This is a genomic window from Bacillus shivajii (assembly GCF_020519665.1).
In the GTDB taxonomy this organism is placed as follows: Bacteria; Bacillota; Bacilli; order Bacillales; family Salisediminibacteriaceae; genus Bacillus_CA; species Bacillus_CA shivajii.
On the sequence record NZ_CP084703.1, the window covers coordinates 3,159,522 to 3,172,687 of the forward strand.

Genomic DNA, 13,166 nt, shown 5'->3' on the forward strand with positions numbered 1-13,166 from the left:
TCTCCTAATTTATACTCGCTTAAATTGAGATAAAAATCTTGTGTCGTTCGTGTAAAAATGACGGATGTCATCAATGCCGTATTTTAGCATTGCGAATCGTTCAACACCCATTCCGAATGCGAATCCAGAATATTTTTCTGGGTCAAAACCACCCATACGTAAGACATTCGGGTGTACCATACCTGCACCTAATACTTCGATCCATCCTGTTTGTTTACACGTACGGCAACCTTCTCCACCGCAAATCGCACAAGAAATGTCTAGTTCCGCTGATGGTTCTGTGAACGGGAAGAAGCTTGGACGTAAACGGATCGCGCGGTCTTCACCGAAGTAACGCTTTACAAACGTTTCAAAGATCCCTTTTAAATCACTCATGCGAATACCTTCATCTACGACAAGTCCTTCAATTTGCATGAATTGGTGAGAGTGTGTCGCATCATCTTCATCACGACGGTACACTTTACCAGGACAAATGATTTTAACTGGTCCTTGCCCTTCATGCTTTTCCATCGTTCTCGTTTGAACAGGTGATGTTTGTGTACGTAATAGTAAGTCAGGTGTAATGAAGAACGTGTCTTGCATATCACGCGCTGGATGATGTTTCGGTAAGTTTAATGACTCAAAGTTGTAGTAGTCCGTTTCAACTTCGGGACCTTCTGCCACGTTGAAGCCCATCCCGATAAAAATGTCTTCAATTGTTTCAACAACAGTTGTAAGAGGATGACGACTTCCTTTATTCACAGGGCGAGCCGGAAGTGTTACATCAATACTTTCTTCTTTTAACTGTTGTTCTAATGCTTGTTCAGCAAGTGTTCCTTCTTTTTTCTCAATCGCCGTTTGTACTTCCTCGCGAACGTCATTTGCTTTTTGACCAACGACTGGACGTTCTTCTTTTGAGAGTTTGCCCATCCCTTTTAGGACTTCCGTAATCGGGCCTTTTTTTCCTAAGTATGCAACGCGTAGGTCCTTTAAATCATTGACGGATTGTGCTTCTTCTACTTTTTGAAGCGCTTCGTCTTTTAATTGTTCGAGACGATCTAACATATTTTTTCCTCCTTTATTTTCGTTGAACGTTTGATTCGTTTTTCAACGCAAAAAAGCTTTCGCTCCCAGAAGGGACGAAAGCTCGCGGTACCACCCTTATTAATGTATAAACGAAACAGTATCGTTTTCACATTCACTTAAGTAGAAGATAACGGACTTCTTCCCGGATCACCTTCATAGGTTCTCGCCTATGTTCCGGTGTCAACTCCAGAGTGAATTCAGCCGGGCTCCACTTAGATATGCTCGCAGTCTATGGCATATCCTCCCTGAAAGGAAACTTATCAGCGTACTACTCTCTTTCATCGTTTTTTGTGATTATTTCACGTTGTTCATATATGTTACACATTATATTCGTTTTCGTGATAAATCGCAAATGGATTTTCGAAAATCAAACAATTAAAATTAACATAGCCTTAGTAAAAATCTTGTTAAAGACTAGTGTTTATTTTCAAAAACAATTAGTTTTGACTTAGATGATAAAGTAAAATTCCTGTTGCAACACCGACGTTTAATGATTCAGCTTCCCCGTGGATAGGAATATATAGATTTTGATCACACATGTTAAGGAGTGATTCTTGAACCCCGCTCCCTTCGTTTCCAACGATTAATGCAAAATGTTCTTGAGGTTCTATCGCGGTATATGTACTCCCTTGAAGAGATGTTCCAAATATCGGTATTTTATGTTCTTGGCATATCTGTGTAGCTTCTTCTAAGTTCATTTTTTGTACGGGTAAATGGAACAAAGAACCTTGGGTTGCACGGAGAACCTTTCCGTTAAAAGGATCAACGGTACCTTCGCCAAGAACCACACCTGTAAGCCCAGCTGCATCAGCTGTACGAATCATACCTCCGACATTACCTGGGTCTTGAACACCATCAATGAAAAGGAACTTCCCTTCTTCTAATGGCAGGTTTTCGTTAGGAGGCAATTCACAAATAGCTGTGTACCCTTGAGGTGTTTCGGTTTCACAAATCTCACGCATCACTTTTTCTGTCACTTGAATTTGCTTTAAATTCAAGACTTTCCATTCTGCAGGAATTTCTCGATCTTCAGCAATCAATAAATCCTTAATTGGAACATTTGCTTTTAAGGCTTCTTCGATAAGATGAATCCCTTCTAGTATAAACAGTCCAGATTTTTCACGGCCTTTTCTCGTATGTAGTTTTTTCCAAGCTTTTACTTTTGGATTTTGTACCGATTCAATGATTTCCATGTCGTTCGTCCTTTCTTAAAGCAATTTCGTTAATTGAAAGTATGTATTCACTTTAGGTATCACCTTTTCCTAAGTTCACTCGATTGCTATCCTTGTTATCTTTTATATCCACTACGACGGTTTCTATAACTTGTTATGAACACCATAATCATTGGATAACGGCTTTCCATATCGTTTGCACACTTCTATTAGCTCAATACCCATTCATGATGACCTTCTACCTTTGTTTTCCAACTAAGTAAGTTCCATAAACCTCTCATGGTCCTTCTGACTTGCCTTTCCACGGTCAACGTAAGCATAAGTTTACCAAGTAAAACAAATATTGAATTCTATGTCATAATCTTACCCTATAACATACATACTATAACAGATTAAATGGCCAAGTTCGATATTGGCTGTCGATCGATAATATAAGAGGAAAGGAAGATTTCACATGAGCTTTAACTTACGCGGAGCAATTATGCAAAACGTGCAAGGCAGTAACCAAGAAGAAGTAGAAGCAACAATTGTGGATGCAGTGCAAAGTGGAGAAGAAAAAATGCTTCCTGGTTTAGGCGTTTTATTTGAGGTTTATTGGCAAAATGCAAGTGATCAAGAGAAGCAAGAAGTCATTAACCAAATTTCTCAAGGCTTGCAAAAATAAACATTCTCGCTAGAGGGAGAACGTAAATTTTAAGATAAAAGCTGACCCGATTATAAACGGATCAGCTTTTTCTTATGGTCTATTGAAATGTAATTTCGTCCACTGTTTTACGGTCAAGCTTTTTAATGACTTCTACAATAAGCTTGACTGCGTTTTCGAAGTCATCACGATGTAACATCGCAGCATGTGTATGGATGTAACGTGTTGCAATTGTAATCGATAATGCAGGTACACCATTTGCTGTTAAGTGAATCGCACCAGAGTCTGTTCCTCCACCTGGGACGCTATCAAACTGATAAGGAATTTCCTTATTATCAGCAGTTCCTGTTACGAAGTCACGAAGTCCTTTATGAGATACCATTGATGCATCATACATAATGATTTGTGGCCCGTCACCCATTTTAGCAAGTGCGTCCTTATCAGTTACTCCAGGTGTATCTCCAGCAATTCCTACATCAACAGCAAAGCCGATGTCCGGCTGAATGTGGTTTGCAGAAGTTTTTGCTCCGCGAAGACCTACTTCTTCTTGAACCGTTCCAACACCATACACTGTATTCGGGTGCTCTTCATCTTTTAAGCGGCGAAGTACTTCGATAGCGATCGCACAACCGATACGGTTGTCCCACGCTTTCGCCATTAACATTTTTTCGTTTTTCATGACAGTAAAGTCACAAACTGGTACGACAGAATCGCCAGGGCGAACACCGAACTCCTCAGCTTCTTCACGACTTGTAGCACCGATGTCGATAAACATTTCTTTTTTATCAACGGATTTCTTCCTTTGCTCTGGTGGTAAAATGTGTGGTGGTTTTGAACCGATTACACCAGGAACATTCCCGTTACGTGTCATGACCGTTACGCGTTGAGCAAGCATGACTTGCTCCCACCATCCACCTACACATTGAAACTTTAAGTAGCCACGGTCATCAATGTTTGTTACCATAAATCCAATTTCATCTAAGTGGCCGGCAACCATGACTTTCGGGCCGTTTTCGTCTCCTGTTTTCTTAGCGATTAAGCTTCCTAAGTGATCTGTTTCCACTTCGTCCGCAAATGGCGAAATGTAACTCTTCATCACTTCGCGTGCTTCACGCTCATTACCAGGGATCCCATTTGCATCTGTTAGATCCTTTAGCATCTTCAACGTATTATCCATAACCTTATGTACCCCCTATTTCTTATACTCCTACCAAAAATATATTCTGATAGTATAAAAAGTTAAAAAATTATGTCACTTTTATCATTATAACGGCTTTTAAGTATAATCTCAATTTTCGTTTTTGAGTGCTTTTTGAGTGCCAGGCACCTTTATAACTGAATTTGTATCATTATACAGACAGTTAATATCCAGAGTCTTGACGCTCATGGTTAATTTCATTTTTTTCTTCGTAAGCAGAAATGATGTCTTGTTCTGTAAACCCTAACACAGAACCTAAAGATAAATAGGTGTGAAATAATTGTTCAAAGCTTTTTCGATCTCCTTCCTTTCTCAACGTTCCAATTGACTCAATCACTGCATAAAAATAAGGTACAAGGCTCTGTCCTTCTTTTTTTCCTTCCTCAGAAAATGGAATAAGTGGTTGATCTTCATAACCGTATTCGAGGCCGACTGATAAAATAAAATGAATTCCGTCAACATACTCTTCTAGAATGGTTGTTTGTGGTGACGGTCCTTTTTCACTCCAAAATTTAAAGCAGCGTGTTTCATTGGCAAGTTCGGAAATCTCAACGTGTAATGCCATCAGCTTCCGGTCTAATAACGATTCCGTTTGTAAGCGATGCTTTTCTTCAATATAAGTATCCAATTCTTTTTGCTTTTTATATAACTCAGTAAAATTCATTGTTTCACACCTTTAATCAATTTTTGTTTTTATTTGAATGGATTTCATAATTACGTTTTTTTCGCAGTGAAACGAATGATATTATAAATACTTCATTAAATGTACGTTTGTACTATCAGAATTTATTAATTTATGGTAGATAGATAAGTGCTTCTGCGCCGCTACGCTTGCTCGTCGCAGGTGAAGAGTACTAAGAATCTCTTTAACGATAAGCCAAGTTTTGTTTACACTATAAGAATGTATAAAATTTTAGCTAAGGAGCAATTTCGACGTAGTGAAAATTTCTTTGTGTATAGTATAAGTGCAACTACGCCTTTGTCTTCGCCTTAAAGGCTCACCAATCGGCGAGTTTTCTTTAGAAGTGAACGTAACAAAAGGCGGCGACTCCCGGAGGATCAGCGCAGTCTGAAGATCCACTTAGGCGAAGATTTGTTGAGCCTAAGTTAGCTGAAGACAAGCCCTCGGGAAAGCGTCCGTCTGAAGTGAAGTTCACACTCATCATTCGAAATTTCGCATCATATTTTGAGTTATGAAATTGATTCATTTGAAAAAATCCATCCATTATTATAACAAAGAAAAAGTTTCATTTTGAAACCATATCACAAATGACTCGTAAATATATAATAAGTGGACTTTATTTAGATTTTAATGATACAAAAAAGGGAATATAATGACTAGTAACTAATTGATTGAGAGTAGTAAAATAGTGTGCACATAAAAGGATCAACAAATGCCACATAAGGAGAGATAACAATGACTGTGATCTTATTTCGATTGTTCCTTCTAATAGCCATAGGGATCATTATATACAGTGCCATTAAATATTGGCTTGACCCACGCAGGAAGCTCGAATCAGCCCATCGTAATGGTGAGTTTTATTTGCTTGATGAGCCTAGTAATGTACGAAAAAATTTACTGTTCACATACGGAACGGTCATGTTTGAAGGAGAGAAATTCCTTGGAACAACTGATGAGTCATTTGAAGTTACATCGATTATGATCTGGACAGAGGATAATGATCGGTTGAAAGGACTCACGAAAAATGACTTTAAATTTATTGAAAAAGAAATATTAATCCGTTATCCAAAAGCAAAAATCGAATGGAAACGTCCGATCAGCGATTTACTAAAGAAGATGAAAAATGAGGAACGACTTTCATTAAAAGAATAAACAAGGGCTACCCTATCAAGCTGTAAAAGATCAATCAGGATATCGAGAAAACTTGATACGATCCAGCCCTTTTTTGTCATGTTACTGATGGGTTCATATAAATATTAAAGATAACAAAGATGATAATGATAGGCAAAATAATTGCTAATAAATTACATACAACTCCGGCAATCGCTATATACTTTCCTTTCTGAGCGGTCTTTTTCGTCTCAAGCAGAGCGATAACACCTAATATCATGCCTAAAAGGCCTAATATCATTCCGATCCAAACAAAAACGATGAACAAAAGAGCAATGATTCCAACTACTAAAGAAACGACAGCCTTTGTATTATTTTTTTCTATTTTTCCTACTTGAAAGCCAGTCACCTTCAGGCCCCTTTCTTCTCAAACTTAATTGAATGATTAAGTGAAAAATGATCTTTTCTTGCATCATTTCATACATATACAAGCGTTGCAATGATATGCACTACAGCAAATAAAAGTTATAGTCAGTACCGATTGAATGATTCTGATATAGGAGGAAGAAATGAATACTCATAAATCAATCAGCTGTGATCATTGTGCAAAAAAATTGACGTATCGTACTGATCTCGTTGTGGCAACAGTTTTTCTAGCGGTCGTCCCGTACTGTCACAATTGTTTTGTTAAGAAAATTAAAGGTATGTCTACACTACTTGTGGATAACACACCAGTGAATGGCACAGCCTCGAACGTTTTTTCCGTTTTAGCACTCATTTTTTTACCTCTTTTATTTTTCATCGATTCGCCAGTTAGGTGGGGATTTATAGCGCTTATTCTCCTCTCTCTTGGGTATAGAGCTTATTCTTACTTTGCATATGAACGTCACTTACATTAAGATTAAAATCAATGACTTTACAAAACAAGTTTTTTATCGTTAGAATATAAATAACAACATTATAACCGTAATTCGCACTAGGGGTGCTATAACGCTGAGAGACAGGTGAAATTCCTGTTAACCCTTTGAACCCGAACTAGATAATACTAGCGTGGGGAAGTGCCAGTGACGTCATATGAATATGATACGTTTGACTATCACTGCATTTCCTTGTGGAAGTGCAGTTTTTTTATTGCCCTTTAAGCGAAAATACGGAACGATGTTGAACATATTTTCAAGGAGGAATATTTTCATGCAAGGATTAAGTTGTGGAACTAGTAGAATTGTTGGATGTCGTTTTTCCGTTTATCCAATGACCGACAGATTTGTTGATGTCATTAAAGGAGCGCTAACGGAAGTTGATACGAGCAAAGTATGGATGAAAACAGATGATGTAAGTACATGTATTCGCGGAAGAAGTGAACATGTTTTTGATGTAACAAAAGCGATTTATGTTCATGCTGCAAAAACGGGTGTACACGTTGTCTTCAATGGAACATTTTCAATTGGTTGTCCTGGTGACTCTGATGGAGATACGTACATGTCAGAAGATGATGTCAGGTTAAACGAAGAAGCATCTCAACAAGAAAATATAGAAGTAGCTTCGCAATTTGCCCTCTATCCGATGAATAACGAAAATTATATGCAAGTCATTGCAGACCAGATTGGTATTGCTAAGGAGCACGGGACATTTACAAAAGGTGTTCATTACGCTTCACGCCTTGACGGTGATGCAAATGATGTTTTTAAAACGTTAGAAGAAGCGTTTGTCAATGCTTCGAAAACAGATGAACGTAGCCATGTGACGATGACAACAGCAATTTCAGCGAACAGTCCATCAAAGAAAGATAAATAAGGGGGACAAGTGTCATGACGAGTAAATGGAATTTACGTGAAATTGTCCTTATGTCGATATTAGGTGTCGTCTTCGGAGTTATTTATCTCCTTTTTTACTTTTTCGGTCAAGGCTTAAGAAATGTGTTAACTCCATTTGGCCTTGGTCCATTTGGCTACGAAGTGATTTTTGGGATTTGGTTCATCGTTTCGATCATTACAGCTTATATTATTCGAAAACCAGGAGCTGCACTTATCTCAGAGACAATTGCTGCTACGATTCAAGTATTAATCGGAAGCCCTGCAGGACCGCGACTGATTATCACAGGAATTATCCAAGGACTAGGTGCCGAAGCCGTGTTCGCTGCAACAAAATGGCAAAACTACACAACAAAAGTTCTCGTTTTAGCCGGAATGTCTGCGGCTATTTTCAGCTTTGTATGGGGATGGTATATCTCAGGTTTTGCTGCATTATCTACTGAACTTGTAACAGCGATGTTTATTGTCCGTCTCATTAGTGGTGCACTTCTAGCTGGTTTATTAGGTAAATACATTAGCGATCAACTTGCCAATACCGGTGTACTACGAAGCTATGCTCTTGGGAAGGAGTGGAAAGCACAACGTGAAAACAAAGCATCTTAATAAAGAAAGTCCTCTCATTTCTGTAGAGGACTTCTCTTTTGATTATGACTCTCAAAAAAATCCGACGATTAAAAATATGAATTTACGAATCGAAAGAAATGAAACGGTTCTCCTAATGGGACCAAGTGGCTCAGGAAAAAGCACGCTAGCCCTTTGTTTGAATGGATTATATCCAGATGCTGTAGAAGGTTGGAAAAAAGGGAGTATTTATTATAAAGGAGAAAACATTGAGTCATTTGAAAAAGGTGTATTAAATAAGAGAATCGGTGTGGTCTTCCAAGATCCTGAAAGCCAATTTTGTATGGTAACTGTCGAAAACGAACTTGCCTTCACAATGGAAAACATCCAAGTTCCTCGTGAAGAAATGAAGCCACGCATTGAGAAGATCGTACGTCAAGTGGGGATTGAATCATTACTAAAAAGGCCAATCCATGAACTTTCCGGTGGACAAAAACAAAAGGTTGCTCTTGCTTCTGTCCTTCTTTTAGAACCGGAATTAATCATTTTAGACGAACCGACAGCAAACTTAGACCCCTATTCACGTAAAGGGTTTATTGATTTGATCGGTCAATTAAAAGTAAATCATCATTTAGCCGTTCTCATTATTGAACACCAGCTTGACGACTGGCTATCATTTACTGATCGTGTCATATGCCTAAGTCATCAAGGGGAAAAAATTGCAGAAGGAGAGCCTGGCTCGATCTTTTACAAAAATGCAGATTTGCTCCTAAAAGAAGGAGTTCATTTACCGAAAGTGGTCGAAACGTACTTAAAGCATGGTCAGCCATTTGCTTTTGATGAAAACTATTGCCCTTTATCGGAAAGAGAACTTGCTTTATTTTTTGCTGAGAAAAATAAAGGTTTCAACTTATACGTAAGTCCGTCCAAACCTACCATTAAAGAAAGTTCCCCAATCCTTTCATTGAAAGATGTTTCGTATTCAAGGAAAAAAAAGCAACAAGTGTTACGGGACATAGATATTGATTTTCATGAAGGCGAATTTATCGGCATCGTCGGTGAAAACGGAGCAGGTAAATCAACACTTTTACAAATATTGGCTGGGATTTTAACACCAACTACTGGCTCACGATCGTTACTTGGTAAAGACTTTAAAAAGTGGTCTGAACATGAGTTACGAAAAAATCTTGGGTTTGTGTTCCAAAACCCTGAACATCAATTTATAACGGACACCGTTTATGATGAACTTGCATTTGGTATGAAGTTAAATCGTGATAAAGAGCACGATATTAGAGAAAAAGTTACACATTTACTATCACGATTTCGATTAGAAGGTAAGATGTGGAGCAATCCTTTCGCGTTAAGTGGAGGGCAAAAGCGTCGTTTAAGTGTTGCAACAATGCTTGATGAGACGCCTAAAATATTGCTTTTCGATGAACCGACTTTCGGTCAAGATGCAAAAACGACAGAAGAACTCATGATCATGATCAATTCTTTGCGTGAACAAGGAACAACAATTGTTTTTGTAACGCATGATATGGAATTAGTTGATCGATATTGTGAGCGTGTCATCGTTCTCCATAAAGGAGAGGTTTCCTTTCAAGGGGCCCAAAACAAACTTTGGGAAAATGACGATCTCATTGCAAAAGCACATTTGCGATTGCCATACCGCATTCGGTTAAAAAATGAACTCAACAACGTAAAACGAGAAGCTCGTTCGAAAGGAGTGGATCGAGAACATGTTAGAATCCATTAATCCATCGGTGAAAGCCTTCACTATTTTTATTCCGGGATTATTGTTAGCATTTATTTTCGATCCTGTCACCCCTGCTATTTATTTATTATTTACGATTACCATGACATTCTTATTAAGTAATATCCCCTTTAAGAAGTGGCTTATGATCTTCACACCTTTTGTTTTACTTTCACTTGGTTTTGCATGGATGACTGCATTATACACGGGGGATTCTTTTTCCGGTGGTGAAGTAATTTTGGCGTTTTGGTGGTTCGAAGTCGACTATCAAAACTTGATGGTCGCTATAAGTCTTGGACTTCGTTCATTATGCTTAGTTGCGCTTTCACTCATGTTTGTACTAACAACAGATTCTACGAAGTTCATGCTTAGTCTAATGCAGCAATGTAAACTCCCACCTAAATTTACGTATGGGATCCTAGCAGGTTATCGATTCTTGCCAACGTTTAAGCACGAACTAGAAATTCTTCGGCAAGCCCATCGTATTCGCGGGGTTGGCAGAGCACGTGGTATTAAGGAGAAAGTTTATCAAATAAGGCGCTATGCCATTCCATTACTCGCTAATGCGATTCGAAAAGCAGAACGAGTCGCAATCGCAATGGAATCAAAAGGTTTCACCGGTTCAACAGATCGCACACACTACTATAAACTAACCGTTAAAAAACGTGACTGGGTGTTTCTCTCAGGCTTTGTGATCGTCCTGTTCGGTGCAGTCTATGTATCATATCAACTCGGACACTTAAATGTATTTGGAAGAAAATTTTAAAGGAAGTAGGCATTGCATAGCCTAGCAATCCCCATTTATCCCCAGGTGCCAGGCACCTGGGGATTTTTGTCACTTCACTAACCTCGCCTGTTACCAAATAATACCATGTACCAGACACCTGGGATTATTTGGTTCCGTTTAGCCAGCCTCCCTTGAACATACTAAGAAAAAGACGGTTAAGGAGGATTATGAACGATGCATACGATCTGGAAAGGTTCGATTTCCTTTGGCCTTGTAAACATCCCAATTAAATTACATGCGGCTACTGAAAATAAAGACGTGAAGTTACGAAACTTACACAAAGACTGCCACGCCCCAATTAAATATGAAAAAACGTGCTCTGAGTGTGGCAAGGAAATATCAAATGACGATATTGTAAAAGCGTATGAATACACTGAGGGGAAGTACGTTGTACTTGATGACGATGAGCTTAATAAACTAAAAAAGGAACAAGAAGATAAAGCCGTTGAGATTCTCGATTTTGTTGAGTTAAAAGAAATTGATCCGATTTATTTTGACCGATCTTATTATTTAAGTCCAAACGAAGGCGGTTCGAAAGCATATGCATTACTTAGAAAATCACTTCAAGATACCGGAAAGATTGGACTTGCGAAAATCACGATCCGCTCAAAAGAAAATCTTGCAGCAATCCGTGTGTATGAAAACACGTTAATTATGGAGACACTCCATTTCCCTGATGAAGTCCGTGATGTAAAAAACGTACCGAATGTGCCTGATGAAACAAACATTCAAGAAAAAGAACTAGAAACCGCGAAAACATTAGTCGATCATTTAACAGCAGAATTCGACGCAACGAAATATACTGATGATTACCGACTAGAGCTATTGCAACTTATACAGGAAAAAGTTGAAGAAGACGAAGGCGTGACAAAACAAGAGCAATCAAATGTCATTGACTTAATGGAAGCACTCGAAAAAAGTATCGAAAAAACAAAGCCGGACAATGCAAAAAAGAAAACAACAAAACGCTCAACAGCAAAGAAAAAGACGACGACGAAAAAAACGACATCAAAAACAACAAAAGCAAAAACAACAAAAGCAAAATCAACGAAAAAGCCAACAAAACAAGCAAAATAACTATGATGATCCAACTAAATTCATTGTCGAGGCTGTTCCCAGTATGGTGAGAGCCTCGTTTTTTTATTCCTTAATAAAAATGAATGATGTTCCTCGGCCCAGGCATCAATTTCCGGATTTGATTCCTTCCTCGCTCGATTTTCCTTCCCAACGTCATCAATACCAAGGTAAATTACCTCACTCGCTTTTAATCGGACATTCCTTATCCATCAACATTTGTTCTAAAAATCAATACCGCACCACAAAACTGTGATACGGCACTTTGTCATTCCACACAAAATTGTTAGTTGTCAAGTCCTCCGCTTTCAAACCCTTCACCTACGTCAAATCCTCCAACTTCAGGATTATCAAACCCTTGTATCCCGTCGTTTTCAGAATCTGGGGTAATAATTGCCGGAGCCATACCAGAACTCCCGCCACTACTATAAAACTGCGGAACCTCACCAGATAACCAGACAGTAACGATTGGAATCGATGTTTGGACAACCTCTTCATCTGTCGCAAACGGAATAACGACTTTAACATCTGCTTCAATTTCTACAGAAATACTAATATACGTATTATTAATCCCTAAGTTTACATATTCTTCTTTCACGTCTGCTTTTACATCACCAATCGCTGACAAACGAATCGGTACACGTGGACCTAAATGCGCAAGTAATGCATTATTTGTAGCTTGACCGAGCGGTATCGTATGGATGATCCCATCTTCAGCAAATGTCGCTCCTTCCCGTTCCAAATCTACATCTGTTGGCAGACTGTAATCTTGCACCCTTCCATGCTCAATATCATTTAAAAAATCTTGAACTCGCTTAACTGTATCTCGCATGATTTTATTTGATAGTGCTGTATTCACTTGAAATGTTTGTAAGTTTCCATTTGCATCATATTGAAACTCAACGAGTTCATTCATATCCATATCATCAATAATTTTTTTTGACAGTGCATCATTAATAGCCAGCGTTCCAATTCGTTGCGTTTCCGTCTTTGCAATGGCCATTAACGTCGGCCTTATACCTTGTTCAATAATAATCAACCCTTGGACGGTCAATAACGAAAATACTAATAATGATATTAAAAAGACATAGCGAAAGGGCAGCGGCCCTCTTTTTCTTTTTTTGATTCGAAACATCGGTGCTTTTTTCATGCTGGTCCCTCCCCCTTCTCTAAATCTATATGCAAAGAAGGACAGCTACTTTCATTTCCTCATTGATTTTTTGGACAAAAATTAGATGAAGCCTTTTATCACTCATATTTTTATAACGAGCCGAGATACTATAAACATCTTATGTAACATGGAGGACCAT

General features: G+C 38.5%; 14 protein-coding genes, 1 riboswitch and 1 other annotated feature. Of the genes, 8 read left to right on the forward strand and 6 right to left on the reverse strand.

All coding sequences use genetic code 11. From position 1 onward, the window contains the following. Nucleotides 1–9 precede the first annotated feature (9 nt). A complete protein-coding gene (pheS, locus tag LGQ02_RS15350; RefSeq protein WP_226515219.1) occupies nt 10–1,044 on the reverse strand; it encodes a phenylalanine--tRNA ligase subunit alpha in 1,035 nt (344 codons plus the stop codon). A 67-nt stretch (nt 1,045–1,111) separates the two neighbouring features. Next, nucleotides 1,112–1,356 (reverse strand) — a binding site (T-box leader). 146 nt (nt 1,357–1,502) lie between these two features. Further along, entirely contained in the window at nt 1,503–2,258 is a 756-nt protein-coding gene (locus tag LGQ02_RS15355; protein WP_226515220.1) for a TrmH family RNA methyltransferase, read from the reverse strand. Nucleotides 2,259–2,691: 433 nt separating this feature from the next. Here LGQ02_RS15355 and sspI point away from each other — a divergent pair, with 433 nt between their 5' ends. Continuing rightward, nucleotides 2,692–2,901 carry a small acid-soluble spore protein SspI gene (sspI, locus tag LGQ02_RS15360; RefSeq protein WP_226515221.1) on the forward strand — a complete coding sequence of 70 codons (210 nt, stop codon included), beginning with the start codon at nt 2,692–2,694 and terminating at the stop codon, nt 2,899–2,901. Nucleotides 2,902–2,980: 79 nt separating this feature from the next. Here the strand turns inward: sspI and LGQ02_RS15365 are convergent, their stop codons facing one another. Further along, nucleotides 2,981–4,057, reverse strand: coding sequence for a M42 family metallopeptidase (locus LGQ02_RS15365; RefSeq protein WP_226515222.1), 1,077 nt, complete (start codon nt 4,055–4,057; stop codon nt 2,981–2,983). Between the two features lie 184 nt (nt 4,058–4,241). Further along, nucleotides 4,242–4,742: a dUTP diphosphatase gene (locus tag LGQ02_RS15370; RefSeq protein ID WP_226515223.1), complete on the reverse strand. Its 501-nt coding sequence runs from the start codon at nt 4,740–4,742 to the stop codon at nt 4,242–4,244. A 753-nt stretch (nt 4,743–5,495) separates the two neighbouring features. Between LGQ02_RS15370 and LGQ02_RS15375 the strand changes: the two genes are divergently transcribed. After that, entirely contained in the window at nt 5,496–5,912 is a 417-nt protein-coding gene (locus LGQ02_RS15375; protein ID WP_226515224.1) for a sigma-w pathway protein ysdB, read from the forward strand. A gap of 76 nt (nt 5,913–5,988) precedes the next feature. On the opposite strand, the gene LGQ02_RS15380 is transcribed toward LGQ02_RS15375, so the two are convergent. Beyond that, complete coding sequence (locus tag LGQ02_RS15380) at nt 5,989–6,279, reverse strand: DUF4190 domain-containing protein (protein WP_226515225.1); 291 nt, start codon at nt 6,277–6,279, stop codon at nt 5,989–5,991. A 160-nt stretch (nt 6,280–6,439) separates the two neighbouring features. On the opposite strand from LGQ02_RS15380, the gene LGQ02_RS15385 reads away from it, so the two are divergent. The 6 genes from LGQ02_RS15385 to ku all read left to right on the forward strand — a co-directional run bounded on the left by LGQ02_RS15385 (nt 6,440) and on the right by ku (nt 11,859). Beyond that, a complete protein-coding gene (locus tag LGQ02_RS15385; protein ID WP_226515226.1) occupies nt 6,440–6,769 on the forward strand; it encodes a hypothetical protein in 330 nt (109 codons plus the stop codon). Between the two features lie 69 nt (nt 6,770–6,838). Next, a riboswitch (TPP riboswitch) is annotated at nt 6,839–6,944 on the forward strand. A 117-nt stretch (nt 6,945–7,061) separates the two neighbouring features. Next, complete coding sequence (locus tag LGQ02_RS15390) at nt 7,062–7,664, forward strand: Ykof family thiamine-binding protein (protein WP_226515227.1); 603 nt, start codon at nt 7,062–7,064, stop codon at nt 7,662–7,664. A 14-nt stretch (nt 7,665–7,678) separates the two neighbouring features. Then, complete coding sequence (locus LGQ02_RS15395; protein ID WP_226515228.1) at nt 7,679–8,284, forward strand: ECF transporter S component; 606 nt, start codon at nt 7,679–7,681, stop codon at nt 8,282–8,284. Next, nucleotides 8,265–9,998 (forward strand): ABC transporter ATP-binding protein, encoded by a 1,734-nt coding sequence (locus LGQ02_RS15400; protein WP_226515229.1) that lies wholly within the window; start codon nt 8,265–8,267, stop codon nt 9,996–9,998. The genes LGQ02_RS15395 and LGQ02_RS15400 overlap by 20 nt, the downstream gene beginning before the upstream one ends. Further along, on the forward strand, nt 9,982–10,761 hold the full coding sequence (locus LGQ02_RS15405) for an energy-coupling factor transporter transmembrane component T family protein (protein ID WP_226515230.1): 780 nt from the start codon (nt 9,982–9,984) through the stop codon (nt 10,759–10,761). The genes LGQ02_RS15400 and LGQ02_RS15405 overlap by 17 nt, the downstream gene beginning before the upstream one ends. A 195-nt stretch (nt 10,762–10,956) precedes the next feature. Further along, nucleotides 10,957–11,859: a non-homologous end joining protein Ku gene (gene ku / locus LGQ02_RS15410; RefSeq protein WP_226515231.1), complete on the forward strand. Its 903-nt coding sequence runs from the start codon at nt 10,957–10,959 to the stop codon at nt 11,857–11,859. A 283-nt stretch (nt 11,860–12,142) separates the two neighbouring features. Here ku and yunB read toward each other — a convergent pair whose 3' ends face one another. Further along, nucleotides 12,143–13,006: a sporulation protein YunB gene (gene yunB, locus LGQ02_RS15415; RefSeq protein WP_226515232.1), complete on the reverse strand. Its 864-nt coding sequence runs from the start codon at nt 13,004–13,006 to the stop codon at nt 12,143–12,145. Nucleotides 13,007–13,166: the final 160 nt, after the last annotated feature.